The 22,816-nt window shown below is 65.6% G+C and carries 8 protein-coding genes; 4 read left to right on the forward strand and 4 right to left on the reverse strand.

Features of this window, described 5'->3' with window-relative positions; all coding sequences use genetic code 11:
- Positions 1-17 precede the first annotated feature (17 nt).
- Complete coding sequence (locus VPH40_RS06855; RefSeq protein ID WP_328573064.1) at positions 18-11,660, reverse strand: hypothetical protein; 11,643 nt, start codon at positions 11,658-11,660, stop codon at positions 18-20.
- 588 nt (positions 11,661-12,248) lie between these two features.
- On the opposite strand from VPH40_RS06855, the gene VPH40_RS06860 reads away from it, so the two are divergent.
- Positions 12,249-12,983: a YceI family protein gene (locus VPH40_RS06860; protein WP_328573065.1), complete on the forward strand. Its 735-nt coding sequence runs from the start codon at positions 12,249-12,251 to the stop codon at positions 12,981-12,983.
- On the opposite strand, the gene VPH40_RS06865 is transcribed toward VPH40_RS06860, so the two are convergent.
- Positions 12,946-13,575 carry a LysE family translocator gene (locus VPH40_RS06865; protein ID WP_328573066.1) on the reverse strand — a complete coding sequence of 210 codons (630 nt, stop codon included), beginning with the start codon at positions 13,573-13,575 and terminating at the stop codon, positions 12,946-12,948. The genes VPH40_RS06860 and VPH40_RS06865 overlap by 38 nt on opposite strands.
- Before the next feature lie 156 nt (positions 13,576-13,731).
- On the opposite strand from VPH40_RS06865, the gene VPH40_RS06870 reads away from it, so the two are divergent.
- A complete protein-coding gene (locus tag VPH40_RS06870) occupies positions 13,732-16,626 on the forward strand; it encodes a hybrid sensor histidine kinase/response regulator (protein WP_328573067.1) in 2,895 nt (964 codons plus the stop codon).
- Here VPH40_RS06870 and VPH40_RS06875 read toward each other — a convergent pair.
- Entirely contained in the window at positions 16,611-17,522 is a 912-nt protein-coding gene (locus VPH40_RS06875) for an alpha/beta hydrolase (RefSeq protein ID WP_328573068.1), read from the reverse strand. The two genes, VPH40_RS06870 and VPH40_RS06875, sit on opposite strands and share 16 nt — an antisense overlap.
- Before the next feature lie 46 nt (positions 17,523-17,568).
- Positions 17,569-20,706 (reverse strand): NAD(P)-binding protein, encoded by a 3,138-nt coding sequence (locus VPH40_RS06880; protein ID WP_328573069.1) that lies wholly within the window; start codon positions 20,704-20,706, stop codon positions 17,569-17,571.
- 202 nt (positions 20,707-20,908) lie between these two features.
- Here VPH40_RS06880 and VPH40_RS06885 point away from each other — a divergent pair, with 202 nt between their 5' ends.
- Together VPH40_RS06885 and VPH40_RS06890 are read left to right on the forward strand one after the other, a co-directional pair.
- Positions 20,909-21,451 (forward strand): phosphohydrolase, encoded by a 543-nt coding sequence (locus tag VPH40_RS06885; protein ID WP_328573070.1) that lies wholly within the window; start codon positions 20,909-20,911, stop codon positions 21,449-21,451.
- Positions 21,452-21,813: 362 nt separating this feature from the next.
- Positions 21,814-22,413, forward strand: a complete 600-nt coding sequence (locus tag VPH40_RS06890) for a response regulator (RefSeq protein WP_251348103.1) — start codon at positions 21,814-21,816, stop codon at positions 22,411-22,413.
- Positions 22,414-22,816: the final 403 nt, after the last annotated feature.

Here is a 22,816-nt window from a genome sequence, read left to right on the forward strand (position 1 = left end):
AGTAAGGTGGAAGAGGCTTATTGCGCATGGCTGCCTCCTGCATCTGGCGCGGTGGCGGGTACGCGCGGTGCAACGACAGGCTGGTTGGCGCTGTCCGTTGCCTGGGCCGGCGCGGCGGCCGGCTGGCTGCTGAAACTCAAGCCCCCTCCCTTGCCGCCCTCCCTTTCCACGCTGCGCACCTCGCCCTGCGCCCGGCGCGCCTTGACTTGCTCGAGCACGGGATTCGAGCACGAACCCTCGATGAAGTCGGCGCGCAGCAGCTCGCCGTTCTTGGTATCGAGGAACAGGCTGTGCGGATCGCCCAGGTTGCGGTTCGACGCTTCCATCATGCGGCTGGCGCGCGGCAAGGTCGAACCGTCGACCTTGATGACATGGCTGTTCGGCGTGATGCCGCAATAGCTGTACTTGCCTTCCACGTCCGTGGTGAAGTTCGTGCCATCCTCCATGTACAGCCGCACGCCCGGGATGCCCAGTTCCTCGCCGTCCTGCACGTGGTTGTTGTTGCAGTCCACAAACACCTTGCCGGCGATGCAGGCATCCGTCGTGAACACGCCGCCCGTCACCTTCACTTTCGCGCGCGCCTCGTTCGAGGGCGGGCCGTTGGTGGTCGTTGCCTGGGCCCGGTTGATGCCGTCGCCCTGCAGCGAACCGACGCCCACGCGCAGGCGGTAGCGGAAGCTGGCGCTGGCGTTCGGCGCCAGCGACTCCAGCTTGAAGCTCAGCTGGGGACCGGGCTTGCCGGAAGGATCGGGCTGCAGCACATTGTTGCGCGTGGTGGTGCCGTCGATGTAGCGGAAGCCGGCCGGCAGTTTATCGAGCACGCTGACGCCGAACGCCGTCGCCAGGCCCGTGTTCTTCACCTCGATCGTGTATTGCAGGCTGTCGCCGATCTCGGCCTGGGTCTTGTTGACGCTCTTGCTGATCAACAACATCGGCTTGTCCTTCGTGTTGAACACGACGGGCGTAAAGCTGGGCGGCGTGGCGCCTGGCGTGGCCGGCAGCAGCAAGGTGTCGGCCGAGCTGGCCAGGGCCAGCACGCTGGCCGGCGCCACCGGCGTGCTGATCCCGCCCGCGCCGCTGTAGCTGTGGCCGATGTTGCGCCCGCTCCCATCCGTGCCCAGCATGGTGCTCGCATATACCTGGTTCAATTGCGGCACGGTGGGAATCGCCGCCACGCTGCCGAAGTCGACCAGTACCGTGAAGACGATGTTGCAGCTTTCCTGCGGCTGCAAGTCGCCCTGGCCGCTCAGCAAGCCAAACACGGTGATGCCGTTGAAGTCGGCATTCGCCGCGCAAGCCGTGGCGCCGGCGGGCCGCGCCGTGACGGCCAGGCTGCCCGGCTTGAAAGTGACGTTCGTGGCCGTGGGGAAGACGGCCTTCAGGTTTTCCGCCACCTGCACCATGGTCGAGGTCGGATAACCGGCAGGATAGCGGTTGGCCGCCTGCACCGTGTAGCTGATCTCGAACTTGCTGGCGTCCACCTGCTGCTGCGCCGACACAGCCTTGATGACATCGACCACTTGCCGCAGCAACACCACGGGCGTGGGCGTGTCTTCGCCCGTGAAGGCGACGCCGCCCACGGTATCCGAGGCATTGCCGTTGCGGTTAGGATCGACCTTGTCCGCCAGCGCGGCCACCTCCGCCGCCGTGGCCACGGCGCCCGCATGGCTGCCGCCATTGTTGGACGCATCGAACACGAGGCTGCCCACGGGCGGCGTATACGTGGGGTTGGCGGCGATCACGCCTGCCGCCGGGGCGGGCGGCACGCTGATGGCGCCGCCCCCGTTGGCGACATTGCCGCCCAGCGCGCTGGCAAACACGCTATTGTTGTACTGCGGCAAGGTCGCATCCTGCACCGTGATTTCCACGGTGAAAGTAATGACGCTCAACTCGCCCTCACCCAAGGCCGCATCACCATTGAGCAAACGCAAGTCGCTGCCGCCGCAACCGCCCGTAAAGCCCGGATTGACGGCCAGCTGCCGGCTGCCGCCAATGGCGGGCGCGGCAGGCGGCGCGACGATGCGGCACGCGACCGGTTCAGGGAAGGCGGCGCGCAGGCTGTCGAGCGCCTGTACATTTTGCGCCGCGCCCTTGCCCACGTTGCGGACCACCACCGTGTACGGCACGTTGAAGACCTTGGCCGACAGCTGGGTCACCTTGCCCACGCCCAGCGCCGCGCCGATGGCGGGATTCGCCACTTCCGTGACAGCCGTGCAATCGGATGCCTGCGCGCAACGCGGCAAGTCGGGACCGGTGGGCACGATGGTATTGCTCAGGGTGCCGCTGGCCGCCACTTTCGCGCTCACCGTGACGGCGGCCACGGCATTCGGCGCCAGGCCGGCCGGCACCGTGCAGACGAGTTTATTCGCCGCCAGCGGCGCGCACGTGGTCGGTGCGGCGGGCGTGACGACGATCTCGGCCAGGCTGGCAGCCAGGTCGTCCGTCAAGATGATGGCCGCCGTGGTGGCGCCGCTGCCGCTGTTGGTGGCCGTGATGGTCCAGCTGATGGTGTCGCCGATGCTGGCATTGGCCTTGTCCGCCACTTTTTTCACCATCACGCTGGGGCTGGTGACGTTGGTAGTCGTCTGGCAATCGGCCGGAGACAAGCACAGCGGCGCATCGGGCCCGGACGGCACGACGCGGTTGAGCGCCGCGCCCGCCTGGGTGACGGTCGCCGACACTTCCACGCTGGCTTCGCCGCCATTGCCGATCAGGCCGGCAGGCACGCTGCACGTGAGCACATTGCCGGCCACGGGCGCGCAAGTGGCGCGCACGGGCGTGAGCACCACATTCGCCAGGCCGGCCGGCAAGGTGTCGACCAGGGTCATGACGGCGCGCGTGGGGCCGGTGCCCGTGTTGCTGGCCGTGATGGTCCACACGACGGTATCGCCCACATTGGCGCTGGCGCGGTTGACGCTTTTCCGCACCGCTACCTTGGGTCCCGTCAGCACGACGCTCGATTCGCAGCTGTTCGCCTGCGCGCAAGCCGGGTTGTCGGGTCCGCTCGGCATGACGCGGTTCGACAGCACGCCTTCCAGCGTGCCCGTGGCCGTCACGCGCACGCTGCGCGTGCCATTGCCGATAGCTAATTGACCAGCAGCAATGCTGCAGCTTTGCACGCTGTTCGCCACCCAGTTCGCCAGCGGCGGACACGTCACGCCCGCATCGGCGTTGACCGCCAGCACCGTCAGGTTCGGCGGCAGGATGTCCGCCAGGGTCACCACGCCCAGGTTGGCCACGCCGCCGCTGTTGATGGCGGTAATGGTCCAGATGATGCTGTCGCCCACGTTGGCATTGCCGACGTTGGCCGTCTTGCTGACGCGAATCACGGGACCAGGCATGGTCACCGTGGCCGTGTTCGGCAAGTCGTACTGCACTTCCGTCGAACTGGTGGCGATGATGCTGACGATGGTCGAGACATTGCTGGCCGGCTGGATATACGACAGGCCAAAGCTGTGCACTTCGTTGGCCGCCAGGCTGGCGGGCAAGCCCGTCACCGTCAGCATGCCGCTGACGGCGTCATAGCTGCCGGCCGCGCCGCTCAGGGTCACGCCCATCAGGCCTTGCGCCAGTTTCAGGCTGTACGTCACGTTCTCGGCCATGCCGGGACCCACATTGCTGTAGCTGACGATGCCGTTGATCTGGTCGCCGGCGCTGGTGGTGCCGGGGAAACCGTTCAGGGTGGTGGTCACGTCGACCAGCAGCTTGATGGCCGTGGTGGTGGTGGTGCAGTCCGCCGCCTGCGCGCAGACAGGATTGTCCGGGCCGCCAGGCAACACCGTGTTCTGCAGCACGCCGGCCGCGCTGGCCGTGGCGCGCAGCACCACTTGCGCCTGTCCGCCCGGCGCCAGGCCGGCCGTCACGCTGCACGTGACGATATTGCCCGCCACGGGCGCGCAGGTGGCCAGTTGCGTGGACAGCACTTGCACGCCGCTGACGCCCGCTGGCAGGTTGTCGGTCAGCACGATGGCGGACTTGGTCGCGCCCGTGCCGCCATTGCTGGCGGTAATGGTCCAGGTCAGCAAGTCGCCCACGCTGACATTGCCCTTGTCGACGCTCTTGCGCACCGTCACTTGCGGCGCGACGAGGGTCGTCGTGGCCTGGCAGGCGCTGGCCGTATCGCAGGCGGGATTGTCGCCGCCGTTGGGCACGACGCGGTTCGACAGGCTGCCGCCCGCAGTGCCGCGGCCCGTGATGACGACCTTGCGGCTGCCATTGCCGGCGGCCAATTGACCTGCCGCAATCGTGCATGACTGCACGCTGCCTGCCGTCCAGCTGGCGGCCGGCGGACAGCTCACGCCCCCATCGGGCGTCACGCCGAGCACGACGATATTGGCGGGCAGCACGTCGGCGATGACGACGGCGTTTTGATTCGGCAAGTTGCCCGTGTTCGTGGCCGTGATGCTCCAGGTCAGGATATCACCGACGGCCGCGTTCACCTTGTCGACCGTCTTGCTGGCGCGAATCACGGGACCTGGCAAGTTCGTCGTCGCCGTATTCGGCAAGTCGTTGACGATTTCCGTGGAACTGGTTCCCACGACGCTGGTGATGCGCGAGCTGTTGCTGGCTGGCTGGGTGTAGAACAGATTGAAGCTGGCGCTCTGCCCCGCGATCAGGGTGGCCGGCAAGCCGCTCAGCACGTACAAGCCCGTGCCGCTGTTGTAGACGCCGCTGATGCCGGGCGCGCCGCTGACGGGACTGACGGAGACGCCGCCCAGGCCCGCTTCCAGTTGCAGGCTGTAAGTCACCGTTTCCGCCACGCCCGGCCCCACGTTGGCAAACGTCACCACGCCGCGGATGGCGTCGCCCGCATTGCTGCTGGCGGGAAAACCGTTCAGGGTGGTGGTCACGTCGACCAGCAGTTTCGACACCACCGTGGTGGTCTGGCAATCGCCGGGCACGGCACAGACGGGATTGTCCGGCCCGCCCGGCAGCAGCGCATTGACGAGGCTGCCCGACAGGGTCGCCGTGGCGCTCAGCTTGACGGTGGCGGCGCTGCCGGCGGCCAGGCCGGCCGGCACGCTGCAGTTGACGACATTGCCCGCCGGCGCGGCGCAGGTGACGGGCGCCACCGGCGTCGCCAGCACGTTCGCCAAGCCAGCAGGCAGGGTATCGGCCAGGGTGGCGATGGCCGTGCTCGGTCCCGTGCCGGTATTGCGCAAGGTCAAGGTCCACGTCAGGGTATCGCCCACGTTGGCCGCCGTCTTGTCGACCGTCTTGCTGGCGTGCAGCAGCGGCGAACTGACGGTGCTGGTGGTGCTGCAATCGCCCGCCTGCAGGCAGACGGGATTGTCCGTGCCGCTGGCGCTGACGCCATTCACCAGGCTGCCGGCGGCGGCGGCACGCGCCGTCACTTGCAGCGTGGCATTGGCGCCGGCGGCCAGGCCGGCCGGCACGCTGCACGTGAGCCCATTGCCGGCCAGCGGCGCGCAGGTGACGGGCGCGGCGGGCGTGACGACGATATTCGCCAGGCCGGCCGGCAAGGTGTCGGTGAGGGTGACGACGGCCGTGCTGGCCCCCGTGCCGCTATTGGCCAGCGTGACCGTCCACGTCAGGCTGTCGCCGATATTCAGGGCCAGCTTGTCGACGCTCTTGCTCAGCGCCAGGCTGGGGCTGGTGATGGTGGTCTGCGTCTGGCAGCTGTTGGCCTGGAAGCAGGCTGGATTGTCCGGACCGCTCGGCATGACCTGGTTGGCCAGGTTGCCGCCCGCGCTGGCCTTGCCGGTCAGCACGATCTGGCGCTGGCCGTTGCCGGCCGCCAGCTGGCCGATGGCCACGCTGCAGCTCTGGCTGCTGTTGGCTACCCAGCTGGCCAGCGGCGGACAGGTGACGCCGCTGTCGGGCGCCACATTCGTCACGACGATATTGGCTGGCAGCAAGTCCGTCAGGATCACGGCGCCCTGGTTGGCGAGGCTGCCCGTGTTGCTGGCCGTAATCGTCCAGATAATTTCCTCGCCGACATTCGCCACGGCCTTGTTGGCCGTCTTGCTGACGCGAATGATGGAACCGGGCATGGTGACGGTGGCCACGTTGGGCTGGTCGTTCGGCACTTCCACCGATGTCGTGGCGATGCGGCTGACCACGGTCGACAGGTTGCTGGCAGGCTGGATGTAGCTGAGCTGGAAGCTGAAGCCCTGCCCCGCCGCCAGGGTGGCGGGCACGCCGCTGAAGGTCACCAGGCCGGAGCCGCCGTTGTAGCTGCCCGTCACGCCGCCGAGGTTGACGCCGGCCAGGCCGGGCGCCAGTTGCAGGCTGTACGTCACGCCTTCGGCCGGGCCGGGGCCGATATTGCTGAAATTGACGGTGCCGGCGATCATGTCGCCCGCATGCGTGCTGCCGGGAAAGCCGTTCAGGGTGGTGGTCACGTCGACCAGCAGTTTCACGGCCGTGCTGGTGGTGCTGCAATCGCCGGGCTGCGGGCAGACGGGATTGTCAGGGCCGCTCGGCACGACCGTATTGACATAGGCGCCGGCCGCATTGGCCACGCCCTTGACGACGATATTGAGCGTGGCGCCCGCCGCCATGCCGGCGGGAATGGAACACACGAGCTGGTTGCCGTTCGGCACCGCGCACGTGGCGGGCGACGCGGGCAACACTTGCCACAGGGTCAGGTTGGCCGGCAAGGTGTCGGTCAGGGTGACGATGCCCATGGTCGCGCCCGTGCCCGTATTGGCCACGGCTATCGTCCACGTCAGCGCCTCGCCCACGTTGATATTGCTCTTGTCGACGGTTTTACGCACAGCCACTTGCGGGCTGAGGATGGTGGTCGTCGTCTGGCACGAAGCGGCCTGGGCGCAGGCGGGATTGTCTGGCCCGCTCGGCAGCACTTTATTGCCCAGGCTGCCTCCGGCCGTGCCCCTGGCCGTGATGGTGATGCTGCGGCTGCCATTCACGGCGGCCAGCTGGCCTGGCGCGACGGTACACGCTTGCGCGCTGTTGGCCAGCCAGCTGGCCAGCGGCGGACAGCTGACGCCCGCGCCCGGCGTGACGGACAGCACCGCCACGTTGGCGGGCAGGATATCGGTCAGGGTCAGCACGCCCAGGTTGGCCAGGCTGCCCGTGTTCGTGGCCGTGATGGTCCAGGTGATCGTCTCGCCCACGTTGGCCGTCGTCTTGTCGGCCAGTTTCGTCACGCGGATGATGGGGCCGGGCACGGTTGCCGTGGCCGTGTTCGGCAAGTGGTTCGCCACTTCCACCGAGGTGGTGGCGATGCTCGACGTCACCATCGACAGGTTGTCGGCCGGCTGCGTGTAGCTGACGTTGAAACTGGTGCTCTGGCCATTCGCCAGGCCCACGGGCAAGCCGCTGAGGGTGACGACGCCCGTGGCGGGATTGTAGCTGCCCACGGCGCCCGTCAGGGTGACATTGCTCAAGCCGGGCGTCAGTTGCAGGGTGTACGTGACGCCTTCGGCCGGGCCCGGTCCCACGTTGGCGTAGGTGACGGTGCCGGAAATCATGTCGCCCGCCAGGGTATTCGGCGGGAAATTGTTCAAGGTGGTGGTGACGTCGACCAGCAGCTTGACCACCGTGGTGGTGGTGCCGCAATCGCCGGGCAGCACGCAGGCGGGAGTGTCGGGACCCGATGGCAGCACGCTGTTGACGGCGGCACCAGCCACGGTGACCGTGGCGCTGACGACGATTTTCGCCGAGGCGCCGGGGGCCAGGCCGGCCGGCACGCTGCATGCGAGGTTCTGGCCCGCCACGGGCGCGCAGGTAGCGGGCGCCTGCGGGCTGACGACGACGTTCGCCAGGCCGGCCGGCAAGGTGTCGGCCAAGGCGACGGCGCCCGTGCTGGCGCCCGTGCCGCTGTTGCTCACCGTCAAGGTCCACGTGAGCGTGTCGCCCACGTTGACGCTGGCCTTGTCGACGGTTTTCTTCACGGCCACGTTCGGCCTGGTGACGGTGGTGGTGGTCTGGCAATCGCCCGGCGTGGCGCAGGCAGGATTGTCGACGCCGCCCGGCACGAGGCTGTTGGCCACCGTGCCGGCCGCATTCGCCACGGCCTTGATGGTCACCGTTGCCTGCATGCCGCTGCCCAGGCCTGGCGGCACCGTGCACGTCAGCGTGGTGCCGACGGGCACGCCGCAACTGGCGGGCGCCACGGGCAGTATCTGCAGCGCGCCCACGTTGGCGGGCAAGGTGTCGGTCAAGGTGATCGGGCCATTCGTGGGGCCGCTGCCGCTGTTGATGGCTTTCAGGGTCCACGTGATGGTGTCGCCAAGGTTGACGGTGGTCCTGTCGACGCCTTTCGTCACGGCCACGCTGGGGCTGGTCACCGTGCTGGTGGTGGCGCAGGCGGCAGGCGTGGCGCAGGCCGGGTTGTCGGCGCCGGACGGCACGACGCTGTTGGCATACGTTCCCGCCGCTGCAGGCTGGGCCGTGACGGTGAAACCGGCCACGCCGCCATTCGCGGCCAGGCCGGCCGGCACCGTGCACGTGAGGGTATTGCCCACCGGCGCGGCGCAGGTGGCGCTGCCGACCAGCGCCACGTTCATGCCCGTCAGGTTGGCCGGCAAGGTGTCGGTCAGGGTGATGGGCGCGGTGCTCGCGCCATCGCCGCTATTGGTCGCCGTGACGCTCCAGGTCAGGGTGGCGCCGATATTGATGCTGGCGTGGTCGACGGTTTTCGTCACCGCCACTTTGGGGCTGGTGATCGCAGTGACCGTACTGCAATTTTCCGCCGTGGCGCAGGATGGATTATCGGGGCCGGCCGGCATGATGCGGTTGGCCAGGCTGCCGCCCGCCGTCGCATGCGCCGTGATGGTGACGCTGCGGCTGCCGTTCAGGGCCGCCAGCTGGCCGGCGGCGATGGTGCACGTCTGGGTGCTCGACGCCACCCAGGCCGCCAGCGGAGGACACGTCACGCCGGGACCGGGAATCACGCTGGTGACGACCAGGTTGGGCGGCAGCAGATCGGCCAGGCTCACGATGCCCTGGTTGGCGATATTGCCCGTATTGCTGGCCGTGATCGTCCACGTGATGTTTTCGCCCACGTTGGCCGTCAGCTTGTCGGCCACCTTGGTGACGCGCACGTTCGGCCCCGGCACCATCACGGTGGCCGTATTCGGCAAATCGTTGGCCACTTCGACCGAAGAGGTGCCGATCACGCTGGTGACAAACGAGGTGTTCGTGGGCGGCTGCGTATAGCTGAGATTGAAGGTGACGCCCTGCCCGGCCGCCAGGTTCGGCGGCAGGCCCGACAGGACGATGAAACCCGTGCCCGCGTTGTACACCCCCGTCACGCCGCCGACGGACACGCCCGTCAAGCCAGGCGGCAATTGCAGCGTGTATGTGACGTTTTCCGCCGCGCCCGGTCCCATGTTGCGGTAGGTAACCGTGCCGCTGATGGCATCGCCCGCATTCGTCGAGCCGGGAAAGCCGTTCAGGGTGGTGGTGACGTCCACCAGCGCCTTGCTGACCACGGTGGTGGTCTGGCAGGCACCGGCCGTGGCGCAGCTGGCGCCATTGCCGCCGGAAGGCGCCACGCTGTTGACGAAACTGCCGGCTGCCGTCGGCACGCCAGTGAGGCTGACCACGGCGCTGGCGCCCGGCGCCAGGCCGGCCGGCACGGTGCAGCTGAGCGTATTGCCGGCCAGCGGCGCGCAGGTGGCGGGCGCCGTGGGCGTGACGACGATGCCGGCCAGGTTGGCCGGCAAGGTATCGGTCAGGGTCAGGATGGCCGTGGTGGCGCCCGTGCCGGTATTGTTCGCCGTCAAGGTCCACTGCACCGTGTCGCCGATGAAGGCGCTGGTCTTGTCGACGCTTTTTTGCACGCGCACGAGCGGGCTGACGATGCCCAGGGTGTCGCTGTCGACGTTGTTCGCGGGAATCGGGTCCAGCGTGCTTGCGCCGGCCGTGGTGGTGATCGTCAGGCTGCCGCTGGCGGGCAGGTTGAAGGTGGAACTGCAATTGATGCGCGAGCCGGGAATGAAGGGCGACACGGGTGCGCTGCAGCTGGCCGTGGCGCCGGCGGGCAAGCCGCTCATCACACAGGTGGGCGCGGCCGCGCTGTCGGGGCCGTTGTTCGTGCACACGCCCGTCACCGTCACGGGCGAACCGGCATTGTAGGGACCGGCCGGCACCGTCGTGACGGCTTGCATGTCCGCCTGCAGGCGGCGGTTGCTGATGGTACACGTGACGGGCGCCTCGGGCATGGTGAAGTTGCCCGCGTTGGCCGCGCCGCTGGAAATGACGGCCGCCGTATCCGTGCGTGCGCAGCTGTAGCTGCTCTGGTACTGGGCCAGCACGGTGGCCGTGCCCGCGGTTTCCGCAAACGTGACGAGGTTGCCCACGCGCACCACGGCGCTGGCCGTGGCGCCGTTGCCGCCCTGCACGCCGGCCGTGCCGTTGGCATTCATGATGAACAGGCCGCTGTCGCCGACCGGCGCCAGCACCTTGAGCACCGTCAAGGTATTCGTCCTGACCGTGGCCGTGGTGCTGCTGCTGTTGTTGCTCAGATCGCTATCCGTTTCGTTGGGCGAAACGGTCACATTGGCCGTATTCACGATGCTGGCGGCGTCGCCCGGCGTGGCCGTGATCGTCACCGTCAGGTAGGAACCCGCGGTAGGGTCGCTGACGGCGCCATTCACAGGCAGGTTGCCCATGGTAATGCTCACGTTGTTGCTGCCCGCACCCGAGGTTTTCGTGCCGCAGGAAGCGCTGCCGCTGGCGGCGCAGGTCCAGCTGACATTGCTCAGGCTAGCCGGCAGCACGTCGCTGAAGGTGGCGCCCGTGCTGAGGGCCGGGCCGCGGTTCCACACCTTCATGGTGTAGCTCAGGGGCTTGCCGACGGAAAACTGCGCCGGTCCCACCTTGCTGACGGCCAGATCCGTCTTGCTATTGGTGCAGTCGGCATAGGAACTGGCCAGGCCGGGATCGCGCAATTGCGCAGCGGGAATAATTTCCGTCACATTGTCAGGACGCGTCCAGCGCATGTGCAAATAATTGATGCCGCCCACGTTATTCCACAGGACGCGGGCCAGATAACAGCCGCCGGGCGTGGCGCTATTGAAATTGCCGGCCAAATTCTGGAAATCCGTTTCATTATTCGAATATTCGGCCACGCTGCCCACGGCCACGTTGTACACGGTATTGCGGTAATTGGTCGAATATTGGGTCGAGAAATCCACCTTCACGTCGTCATCGTGCGCGACGCTGAATTTGTAATTGCCCGCCTGGGGAAATACCACCAGCGTGTACATCACGCGGCCCATGATCCAGGCCCGGCAGGCGGCCGACGTTTGCTGCGTATCGAAGTTACATAGCTGCCCGGGATTGGCGGTCGTGCCATTGGCCCAGTCCAGCTGCGCCGACGTCCCCGTGCGCGCCGCGTTGGCGGCGGGATTGGCGGCCAGCGCCGCCAGACTGGCGAGCCGGCCCGTGCTGCCCGCGTTGAAGCCGTTGTTGTAATTGGGCGCGGGCGGATTGGCCGGCACCCGCTCGATGCCGCGGTAATCCTCCCATAACACCTGTGCGGCGGCGGGCGCGGCGGCGCCCAGCAGCAGGGAAGCGAGCGCCAGCGGCGCAACATGACACTTGGAAAAATGAGGCAGGCGGGCGCGGCCGACAAGCGCGGCCAGCATCCCCATATAGCGCGCGGCGGACGAAAAAGCTGCGTGGCGGCCGGAACGGCCTGCCGTTTCCTGGTGTGTTTTGATCATGTTGTTCGCTAAGAAATGTACCGCTGCAAGATGCAGACAAATATAAAAATGACATTTATTTGTCATGATTATATGAACAAGTAACACTTCAAGCGTACGACAACAGTGGTTTTTTTGTTTCCAACAATGAAATTAAATTATCTCGTTGATATTTCACAACACATTCATCGAATTCATCGTGTAGACACGCCGACATTCTATTTTTACCGCATACTGATTAGCTCGACATTATATTTAAATTATCATTTACATAATCATGCGAAACTATCAAACGCGTAGTTTGTTTTTCAAAAGAAACTATTAATGCTAATTAACAGCATTAATTCGAATATGCCTTTTCCCGGCATGCGCGGCAATTCCGCCATTCGATTTTGCACTGCCGCACATTCATTTTCTGGCGCCTGCTGTTAATACCAATTCCATTGCATTTACGTCCATTTCCCTGCAAGAGCTGGCATGCGACTGAAGGAATTGGTCTTGCAAAACGGGGGCGCATGCGTCGCGGCTATCGCACCGGTGCCCGGATCGCTTACTATCGCCCCATCGCGCCCTGCGCCACCGCCATCCCTTTGCCAGGAGTCCTCATTGATGCCCCACGCCTATCGCCGCCTGCTGCTGGCCTGCGCCTGCGCCTTGCTTGCGGCCTGCAGCCCGTTCACCCCGCCGCCCGCCGCCTCGCTCCCGGCCGCGCCGGCAGCGGTGCCGGCCATGCAGGCGCCGCCCTGGCAACAGCCGGGCGTGCGCATCCTGCACATCGCCCCGCAGGAATCCCTGCTGACCATCACCGTGCGCCGCGGCGGCGCGCTGGCGCGGCTCGGGCATGACCACGTGGTGGCCAGCCGCAGCCTGCAGGGCGTGGTGGCGCCCGCGCCGGGACGCGCGCACTTCCGCTTCCGGCTCGACGAGATGAGTGTGGATGAAGCCGGCCTGCGCCAGGCGGCCGGCTTGACGACGACGCCGTCGGCCGACGCCATCGCCGGCACGCGCCACAACATGCTGGTGCGCGTGCTCGAGGCGGAACGCTATCCGTGGGTGAACATCGAGGCGCGCCGCACGGACGACAAGGAAGTGCTCGAGGCGGACATCACCCTGCATGGCGTGACGCGCACGCTGCAACTGCCGGTGCGGATTGAGGAAACGGCCGATGGCCGCCAGCTGCAGGCCAGCGGCAGCCTGCTCTTGAAACAGAGCGACTTCGGCATCGTGCCCTTCGCCGTCCTGGGCGGCGCCATGGCCGTGCAGGATCAGATGGAACTGGCGTTTCGCATTACCGCCAGGCAAGAACTCAGCGCGCCAGGATCAGGCGCAAGCCCAGGCCGATGAAGATGGTGCCGGCCACGCGGTCGAGCCACAGGCCGGCGCGCGGGCGGCGGTTCAGCCAGTGTCCCACGGCGCCGGAAAAATAGCCGAGCAGGCCGAACAGCACACAAGCCTGTGCCGTGAAGACGAGGCCCAGCTGCGCCGTCTGCCAGCTGGCATTGCCCTGGCCCGCGACGATGAACTGCGGCAGGAACGACAGGAAAAACAGCACGACTTTCGGATTGATACTGTTGGCAAACAAGCCCTTGCCGAACCGGCGCAGCAGCGATTCGTCCGGCAAGGCCGCCGCGCCATCGACCTTGGCGCCGCCGCGGCTGCGCAAGGCGCCGATGCCCAGCCACACCAGGTAGAGCCCGCCGGCCACTTTCAGCGCGGTAAAGGCCGTGGGCGAGGCGGCCAGCAGGGCCGACACGCCGATGGTCGCCAGCACGGTGTGCGTGAGGCAGCCAAGGGCGCAGCCCAGGCCGAACGCCATGCCCTGGCGGCGCCCGCGCGACATGCCCACGCCCAGCACCATCAGGTTGTCGGGGCCGGGACTGGCGGTAATGAGAACGGCGGCGGCCAGGAAGGCCAGGAACTGGTCGGGACTGAGCATGAATATCTCGCGGGCAAAGGCGCCATGATACCGGAGCGGGCGTCATGCCGGCAGGACATGAAATTGCCCGTATGCCAGCAAGAGTCGATTAAAATGGGCACTCCACAGCAAACGGCGTTGCCGCCGCTTCCCGCGCGACCATCACCAAACCCATCGATGCCAGCCCACCCGCCCCTTTCCCGCCACCGCGCTTCCAGCTCCCGCGTCTGCGCCTGGCTATGCGGCTGGCCGCTCCTGGTCGGCCTGCTGATCGGCCTGCTGGGCCTGGCGGGTGGGGCGCAGGCGGCGCCCTTACCCTTGAGCAAGCAAGGCATCCAGCACCTGGGCAACGGTGGGCAACTGTTTCTCGCCGGAAATGACGCCGCGCCCGCCGATGCGGCCGCCCTGCCCGCCTGGCTGGCGCAACTGCGCCCGGCCAGCCAGGTCGACCTGTTCGGCGGCGCCTACTGGCTGCACGCGCAAGTGCGCAACGACAGCGGCGAAACGGCCTGGGTCATCGACCCGAACGACACCCTGATCGACCTGGTCGACGTGTACGTGTATGGCCCCGGACTGCAGGCGGCGCCGCAGACCTTGCTGACGGGCTACCAGCGTCCGCACGAGTATTTGTTGCACTACGGCAGGAACGTGCAACTGGCGCCCGGCGCCACGTATGACATCCTGATCCGCTTTTCCAGCCCCTATTACGCGCGCGCGCCGCTGTTCGGCGTGCAGACGCAGCAGGATTACCGCAAGCTGGTGGGCAAGGAAAACTTCCTGATGGTGGCGTCGATCGGCGCCCTGCTGGCGCTGGGCCTGTTCAATTTCTTCATCTTTTCCATCACCCTGGAAAAAGCCTCGGCCTATTACGCGCTGTACGTGCTGACCTATGGCCTGGCCTGGGCCATGACCTTCCACGTCTTTGCCGACCTGTTCGACTGGCGCATGCTGCAGCTGCATTACGTGCCGTTTTTCCTGTTGCCCGTCTTCAGCACCCTGTTCTACACGCATTTCCTGCGCCTGCGCGACTACTCGCCCCTGCTGCACCGCATCAGCAAGGTCAACCTGGTGCTGCCCCTGCTGCTGCTGCCCAGCTGCTTCTTCGCCCTGTCGTATGCGCACACGCTGGCCACCATCGTCATCAGCATCTGGATGCTGCTGGCGCTCGTCTGCGGCATCGTCGTCTGGTGCCGCGGCTACCAGCCGGCGCGCTTCTTCGTGCTGGCCTTCGTCGCCCTGATGCTGCCCGGCTTCCTGATCCTGCCGGCCAACCTGGGCCTGATGCCGGCCATGGTGGCCAACGCCCAGCTGGTGACCCTGCTCGGCGGCACGCTCGACGGCTTGCTGCTGGCCTTTGCCCTGGCCGACCAGATCCGCCTGCTGCGCAACAACCTGGAACAGCGCGTGCAGGAGCGCACCCTGGCGCTCACCCTCAGCAACGACGCCCTGCTGAAGGCCAAGGAACACGCGGAAGTGGTCAGCCGCCACCGCATCGATTTTCTGTCCGCCATGAGCCACGACATCCGCACGCCGCTGGCCGGCGTGATCGGCATGCTGAAATTCGCCCTGCGCGACCAGTCCGTCAAAGGCCGCACGCAGGAATACCTGCGCATCGGCTTGCACAATGGCGTGTCGCTGTTGACCATTCTCAATGACATCCTCGATTTCTCGAAGATCGACGCCGGCAAGCTGACCCTGGAAACCGTGGACTTCGACTTGCTGGCGCTGATCGGCGACGCGGCCGGCATCGTGCAGGGCCAGGCCGACGCCAAGAGCCTGCTGCTGCGCCGCGAACTGGCGCTGGACTTGCCGCGCTATGTGCGCGCCGACCCCACGCGCCTGCGGCAAATCCTCATCAACCTGCTGGGCAATGCGCTGAAATTCACGGCGAATGGCGAAGTGCTGCTGGAAGTGCGGCGCGCCCGCACGCCGCCGCGCCGCGACGGCCGCAGCGAGATCGAATTCATCATCAGCGACACGGGCCCCGGCATCGACGCGGACACCTTGCCGCGCCTGTTCCAGAAATTCGAGCAAGCCGACCACTCCACCACGCGGCGCTACGGCGGCACGGGCCTGGGCCTGGCCATCTGCAAGGAGCTGGTCGAACTGATGAACGGCACGATCGGCGTGGAAAGCCGCATCGGCATCGGCTCGCGCTTCCATTTCACCTTGCCGCTGACGCCAGGCAGCGCGCCGGCGGCCGACGCGCGCCGGCCGGCACGCCACGCGCGCCACGCCTGCCGCCTGCGCATCCTGTGCGCGGAAGACGTGCGCACCAACCAGATCATCATCGGCACCCTGCTCGAAAGCATGGGGCATGAGGTCACCATCGTGGAAAACGGCGAGCAGGCGCTGCGTGCGCTGGGTGCGGGCGCCTACGATTGCGTGCTGATGGATGGCCGCATGCCGCTGATGGATGGCGAACAGGCCGCGCGCCTGATCCGCGACGGCGGCAACGCCGAATTCCCCATTCCCGACGCGCAGATCCCCATCCTCGCACTGACGGCCAACGCCAGCGAACATGACCGGCAACGCTATCTGGCCGCCGGCATGGACGACTTCCTCAGCAAGCCCGTCGACGAAGCGCTGCTGTTCGAGAAAATCGACGCCCTCATCGACCTGCTGCTGGCGCGCGGCCACGCGCTGCCGCCTGCCGCGCCCATCGGGGACGACAGCCTGGCGCGCCAGTTCGGCCTGGACGAGGCCAACACGGCGCAGGCGGAGACGCCGGCCGACCCCATGACGGCGCCCGTGCACATTTTGCCGCTGGCCGGCCTGTCGCCGCAGCATTTGCAGCGCATCGCGCAAGCGTTCCTGACGGAAGCGCCGCGGCGCCTGGACCTGGCTTGCCACGCCGTGCGCGATGGCAATGCCAGCGCGGCGGCGGCCGCCTTCCACGCCCTGAAGGGCAGCGCCGGCTACCTGAGCCGCCCCACCCTGCACGGCCTGTGCCACCAGATGGAAACCCTGGCCTCGAACGGCCAGCTCGATAACGTGGAACAGTTCCTGCCGCAGCTGCAGGAGGCGCTGAGCGTGGCGCGGCGCGACCTGGAAACTCAGCCCGCCGGCTGAGCCATCCAGCCATGCGCTTGCAGCCACGCCAGCAACAGCTGCGGCCAGGCGGCCGGCTCGCTGCCCGGCTTGCCCAGGCCCCAGCCATGGCCGCCGCGCTGAAACCAATGCAGCTCGACGGGTACGCCCGCGCGGCGCAGGGCGGCCGCCATCAGCCGGCTGTTCTCGGGCGGCGCAATCGGGTCATCGAGCGCCTGCGCAATGAACATGGGCGGCGTGCGCGCATCGACGTGCAATTCCACCGACAGCGCGTCGCGCGCCGCCTGCGCGGGGTGACGTCCCAGCAACTGCTTTTTCGCATGCGTCGTGTCGAATGGCGCCTGCATGGTCAGCACGGGATACAGCAGCACGGCAAAGTCGGGGCGCGCGGAGACGGTATCGACCGCATCGACGGGCGCGTAGCGGGCCGCGTCGGGCTGGACGGCCGTCATGCCGGCCAGGTGGGCGCCGGCGGAAAATCCCAGCATGCCGATGCGTGCCGGGTCGATGCCCCATTCGGCCGCGCGCGCACGGATCACCCGCATGGCGCGCTGGCCATCCTGGAACGGCGCGCTGACGCCGCCACCCTCCTGCGGCAGGCGGTACACGAGTTCAAACGCCGTGACGCCCTGCGCCTGCAGCCAGCGGGCGGTGGGGCCGCTCTCCTTGCCCGCCTCGATATGCGCATAGCCGCCGCCGCTGACTAGGAGCATGGCGATGCCGTTCGGCTGCGCCGGGCGGTGGGCGATCAGATACGGTTGTTCGACCTGCGTGATGGAACCCTTGGCGCTGTCGCGCTGCGGCCCAGGCGCCGCGCCACCGGGCGGCGCGCCGGGCCACAGCATGATCGCGCCGGGCGGCGCTGCGACCGCGTGCAGGTTGATACAGATCAGAAACAACAGCATCAGGCGTTGCATGATTCGCTCGCGCAGGGAACAATGAAACGCCATCATAGCGAAATCACTAAAAATCCGTCTCGCCCTGGATCACGGCCGGATAGCCCGTCATGGCGCGCGACGTCTGCATGCCCGCCATCACGGCCGCCTCCACGCAGCCCGCGTTGATGCCCGTCTTGATCCAGTCGCCCGTGAGGAACAGGTTACTGAACCCCGACTGGTCGGTGGCCAGCCGGTACTGCGTGCTGTTCACCACCGACATCACATAGCGCTCGGACGGGTCGACATTGGAGCGCCAGTACTGGCTGTCGAAACGGGCCGCGCCCGTGGCCGCCTTCGCGTCGACCAGCCATTGCCACGGGAACGCGCCCGGCCCGCCCGCTTCGGGCCACAGCGCACCGATCTCGCGTTCCAGCTGGTGCAGCGCGCCCTGCTTCGCCCTGGCCGCACAGCGGGCCGGGAAATCCGTGTCGGTGACGGGCGGATAGCTGTCGACGGGGAAGGCGCTGCAAAAGTACGAGACGTTTTTCGGTGCCAGTCCCGCCGGCCAATCCTCGTGCGCCAACAATTGATCCATCGGCGCCCACGTGTCGTACGGCTCCGTGAAGGCCGACAGCACGGGCTGCTGGCCCTTCGGTTGCGTGGTCCAGCCCATCTGGCGCAAATCCTTGTTGAGCCACACCTGGTAGGCTTGCGTGGCCACGGTTTGCACCTTGTCGGCCGCCAGTTGCAGGGCTGGGCTTTGCGCCAGCAGTTGCGGACACAAGGCGGGCAGCGAGCCGATGGAAATGCCGAACACCACCTTGTCGAAATCGACGCCCTTCTTCAATACCGTGGCGGGCAGCGCGCGGCCGAACGCTTGCTGGTACTGCTGCGGCCAGTCGCTCCAGTACGATTCCAGGTTCACCTCTTTCTCCTGCAGCAGCGCCGCCTGCGCCGGTTCGATCTGCGCATAATCAGGCGCGCTGGGCCAGCACGCCAGGCCTTTCACGTCGACCAGCGGCGCATAGCCGGCGGCGGGGTCCTTCAATTGCACCTGTTCGGTGATGCGGATGCTGTCGATGTCGCCCGCGCCCGGCACCAATTCTTCCACGCGCTGGAAGAACTTGAATTCCACGCCCCTTTTTTTCAACACTTGGTACAGCGGCGTGAAGATCGTGTCGCCCATGCCGGCCTGCATCTTGAACATGATGCCGCCCTTGTAGGCCAGGCCGATGCGCGCCATCGCCCGCAACAGCGTCCCCGCCTCGATGTTCGGTTTCGCAAAATCGCCGCCCTCGTAGGCGAACACCAGGTCATAGAAGCCGCGCACGGGCGCCGAGTTGACGCTGAACTGCTCGTCGCCGCCATGCTTGCGCAGCCAGTCGCGGAAATCGATATCGTTGATGACGTCGAAGCCGTTCTTGAACACGCCATCCTGGAACATGCCCTTCATGACCGTGATGCCCAGGTCCAGGCAAATGAACAGGCGGCGCAATTCGTCGTCGCCATCGATCAGGGCGCGGTAGCGCAGGCGCAGCCAGGCGCGGATGCCGTTCAGGGTGCTGGCCAGCAGCTGATGGCGGGCCTGGTCGTGGCGCGTGGAGTCCGGTGCCAGGTCGGCCACCAGCGCCACCAGCGCGCCCACGGACAGGCCCACGTCCAGTCCCAGCTCGTCGGCCTGCCCCACCACTTCATCGGCCAGGCGGCGCAGCCAGCCCGGCCACACGCCCTCGCCTTGCGATGTGCTGGCGCGCACGATGCGCGCATCGGCGTCCGCCACCTGCCGGATCTGGCGTATCCATTGCTCGATCCAGCCCACCATGGCGACGGCCATCTGCCACAGCGTGATGTCTTCGCCGCCCTCGCCCGGCTCGCCCGGCAAGGTGGGAAAGACGATGGACCAGTTGCGCCACTTGCCCTTGACGTCTTCCGACAGGGCCACGTAATCGTGCTGCTTGAAAGCGTCGCGCCAGGTGGCCAGCGGCGCGCCGGGCGGACGGTCCAGGCTTGCATACGCTTCCTTGATCATCTTGAAAGCGTTCGCGTAAAAGCCGAACCAGATGTGCAGGCCGTGCTCCTCGATGCGCTGGCCCGCTTGCGCATTGCGTCCGCTGGCGCCCTTGCCGCCCAGGCGCCAGCCCAGCTGGTACACGGTGATGGCATGCCGGTTTTGCCAGCCAGGCTGGTTCGTCAGATAGTACGCGGTGGTCATGGCCGCCACGCCGCCGCCGAGGATGGCGATCTTTTCCGGCGCGATGCGGGAATTGTCGACCAGTTCCTCGCCCGGCATGGCCGTGAAGTCGAAATTCACCTGGAACGGCAAGATCGCCGCCTGCGGTCCCAGTTTCAGGCCCAGGGTCTGATCCAGCGGGAAGCTGTCGAAGGCGTGCAGCGTGCATTCGTATTCGTAGCCAAGCAGGCGCGCGCTGTGCAGGCGGTTGATCTCGGCCGGCGCAGCCACCAGGGCCTGGTACACGGCTTTCACGCCCGCGCTGTCGGGGAATTGCTTGAGGAAAATCTGGTCGATGCGCGGATTGCGCAGCAGCGACAAAGCATCGGCCCAGCCGGCCTGATCCATGTCAAAGAAATCGGGGATGGACAGGAAAATCTGGAACGCCTGCTCGATGAGTTCCAGGAAACTATTGATGGGTTTGTGCTGCCCCGTCTGCACGGTGGCGTTGACTTCCAGCAAAGGGTGCAGGGCCAGTTTTGTTTCCGGCGAAAAATGCTGGAAACCCTTGGCGGCCACGGAGCAGCGCAGCGGCTCGCTGCCGGCGGCGGGGATCTCGTAGTCGCACAGGTATTTCGGATAGCCGAACAGTTCGCGCCCGTTGATCAAGGCCATGGCGTCATCGACGAAGATATGGCACGGATACCAGTAGATATGCGCGAGCTTGCCGGCGGCATCCATCTGGCCGACCATGATCCAGGTGACGATATCGACTTCCGTGATCCAGCCCTTGGCCTGGTCGACGGGATTGGCGGAATCCGCATGGTTGACGCGCGTAAACGTCAGCATCACATACGGCGACAGGGCTTTCAGTGTCATCTTGCTGCCCGCCACCTGGTTCAGGGTGGTATTCACGGTCGCCTGCAGCTTCGCCAGGTCGCCCCGGACGAAATAGCCGTACATTTCCGACTGTTTCAATTGCAGCGGCGAGTGCATCATCACCGAACCGCCCTGATAGATATACGAAGGTCTTGCCGTAGGTATCGCCGTCATTGCCCTGCCCCCAATTTAAATTTCAGACAAACAAGATTTCCACAGTGTATTTGAGAAATATCAATGAATGATATGAAATAAATTAAAGGATTTGCCAAGATGCATAGGCTCGGCCGGAAGGGCGAAGGACGGGCGGAAGGCAAGCGGCGGCCATCGGGTGTAGGATGGTTCATCCGTGCAAAGCAGGCGAACTGATCCAGAAATGATTACTACCGACTACGTATCCACTTATTCAGGCAACCGTTTTTATCCCTTGCGCCCGCATATCGACAAGGTCGCCATCGAAGACATCGCCCACGGCCTCGCTTACCAGTGCCGCTTCAATGGACAGACGCAAGTGTTTTACTCGGTTGCCCAGCACAGCCTGATCGTCGCCGAACTGGTGCCGCCCCCCTTGCGCCTGGCCGCCCTGCTGCACGACGCGGCCGAAGCCTACCTGGGCGACATGGTGAAGCCCTTGAAAGTGCTGTTGCCGGAGTTTGCCGTGCTGGAAGACAAGGTCAGCGCCATCATCGCCGCCACGTATGGCCTGGACTTTTCCGATTACGCCCCCATCAAGCGGGCCGACCTGATCGCGCTGGCCACGGAAAAGCGCGACCTGATGCCGCACTCGGCCGAGCGCTGGGCTTACCTTGACGGCATCGCCCCCTTGCCCGGTATAATCGAGGCCATGGGTCCGGCCGAAGCCAAGCAGCGCTTCCTGCAGGCGTTTACCCAGTTGGGCGGCCTCGGGCTCGCCGCATGAATGCTTGCACCCAGCCGCACGAACGGGCGCTAAGCCCCGGTTTTTGCACGGCTTTTTTAGATATCCACAGCAACTGTGGATAAAGTTGTTGATAAGCCCCTCTTGACAAGCCGCAACACCAGTATTGATGCGGGTTTCAACAATTTGCTGATTTCACAGGCAATTTTTTACTCCAATGAAATCAATGACTTGCAATCAGGAGTTTGCGCTAGAACAAACTTTCTCTGTCAGCATGAAAATATATTTTGCGGTGCATTGGCAATCCCCGGTCCAGGCCGTCTTGCTTGAACAGCATTGTTTTGACAAACCCCGCAGACTGGCATAGTGTGGAGTAGCGACGACGATCAACGGTGGATAAACGCATGAATATGGATAGCGATAATTCCGCCAAGGGGGCGGACGAACCCGACTGGCTGGTCGACGAACCGCTGGAACGGGCGGAAGCGGCGGCGGAACCCGCCAACGCGGCGCCTTGGCGCGTGCTGATCGTCGATGACGATGTCGACGTGCATGTGGTGACCAAGTTCGCCCTCAGCCAGGCCAGCTTCCAGGGCCGCCGGCTGAGCTTTTTGCACGCGTATTCGGGCGCCGAGGCGCTGGCCTTGCTGCGCGGCACACAAGATATCGCCGTGGTGCTGCTCGATGTCATCATGGAAACCCAGGATGCCGGCCTGCAAGTGGCGCGCCAGGTGCGCGAAGACTTGCACAACAGCGCCGTGCGCATCATCCTGCGCACGGGCCAGCCCGGCCAGGCGCTGGAACACCGCATCATCATCGACTACGACATCAACGATTTCTGGTGCAAGACCGACCTCACCACGCGCAAGTTGTTTACCACCGTGATCGCCTCGCTGCGCACCTACGCCACCTTGCGCGAAGCGCAGCAACAGGTCGCCGAACTGGCCGCCGCCCTGGCCCAGTGCGGCGACACGCCAGCGGCGCCGGCCGGCGGCACGCCCTGACCCTGCGCCGCTACTTTCAGTCATAAAAACAAGAGCACTGGATAGGCATACAGGCTTGCGGCATGCCCCATTCCGACCCATCTTGCCCGCCGATTGCATGGGCTGAGCGGCGTCAATTTCCTAAGTGGCGGATTGTTAAGCGCTTTTTCAGATATCCACACGGACTGTGGATATCTTTGTGGATAAGCGCCTATTGACAGCCCTCAAAGCCACAGCCCGTGCGGCTTTCAATAAACTGCTCAATCAAACAGCAAAAATAAAACTCATTAAAATCAAGCACTTAGAAACTCACACATAATCACAAGAAAATTATTTCGCCAATTTCGTTAACTCATCATTTGTGCATAACTGAGCCGTAATGATCAATCCGACAACAGCGGATCGCGGCCGCCGGCAACACAGT

Source organism: Janthinobacterium sp. P210005, from assembly GCF_036231865.1.
Taxonomy (GTDB): Bacteria; Pseudomonadota; Gammaproteobacteria; order Burkholderiales; family Burkholderiaceae_D; genus Janthinobacterium; species Janthinobacterium kumbetense.